Origin of the sequence: Franconibacter helveticus LMG 23732, assembly GCF_000463115.2 — a bacterium.
Classification (GTDB): Bacteria; Pseudomonadota; Gammaproteobacteria; order Enterobacterales; family Enterobacteriaceae; genus Franconibacter; species Franconibacter helveticus.
In genome coordinates, this window is record NZ_AWFX01000056.1 from 2,804 (window position 1) to 3,726 (window position 923).

At 61.2% G+C, this 923-nt stretch carries 1 protein-coding gene; it reads right to left on the minus strand.

Translation table 11 applies throughout. The annotated features are described in order from the left end of the window. A partial coding sequence (mbeA, locus tag DW56_RS23200) for a plasmid mobilization relaxase MbeA (RefSeq protein ID WP_035890360.1) occupies positions 1-923 on the minus strand: 923 nt, incomplete at both ends.

Consider the following 923-nt stretch of genomic DNA (forward strand, 5'->3'; position numbering starts at 1 on the left):
AGGGATGGCTTCGGTTTGCATCCCCGGCGGCAGGATAAGAAACCTCCGGCCGTCGCTGCTCTCCTGATAGCGCACTCCCCACGTCCGGGCGGTCATTTTCGCCAGGGTATCTTCCTGCTGACGAAGATGCGTGTAATTGTCGGTTATCTGCTGCCCCTGCCACCACAGAATGCTCCCGCTCGTGCCGATCAGCAGCGCTGACACCATCAGGATGGTGAGCCATGTCCGCCCGGCAGTCCGCAGTACGCTCCGCCGGTTTTTCTCCATCGCCTCGCTCATACTCTGCTCGTGGGCGAGGATGGCGTCGCTGATTCTCCTCGCGCTTGCGCTCAGTTCCGCTCTGACAGACTGCTCGTGCTCGCTGAATGCGGCTTTCAGCATCTCGCCGGTACTCTGCTTCTGCGCTTTCGATTGCTGCTCTAAGTCCTTCGCCAGCGTTAAAAGACTGCTCATAGATGGCTCCCTTCAGTCGGATGTTTCGCCCCCCGTCCGGGTCGGCAATGCTGATACTGCTTTTCGTGGTGCGCACCACCTCAAAACCTGACCGTTCCAGGGCCTCAGTGACGTCCTGACGGTTTTTCAGCTCCCCGGACGAAGCAAGGGTCAGCAGTCCGCGCGTGATGGCTTCTGCGGCCTCCTGCTTCGTTTTCGGCAGTCCGGACGGCGTGACCAGCGCCCGGCGGTTTTCCGGTGCGTTCGGGTCGTGCAGCCCCAGTCTGCCGTTCACGATGGTCTGCCAGGCATCGATGCGCGGTCGGTCGGCGCGGTCGTAGTACGGCTGGAGCCGCCTGCCGGTCAGTAGCTCGGTATTGGGGATCAGAAAGTTCAGCTCCAGACGCCCCTTGTCCTCGTGCTCCACCCACAGAATGCTGTACTGATCTTTATCGAGTCCGGGCATCAGAACCCGCTCGAAGCTGGCCATC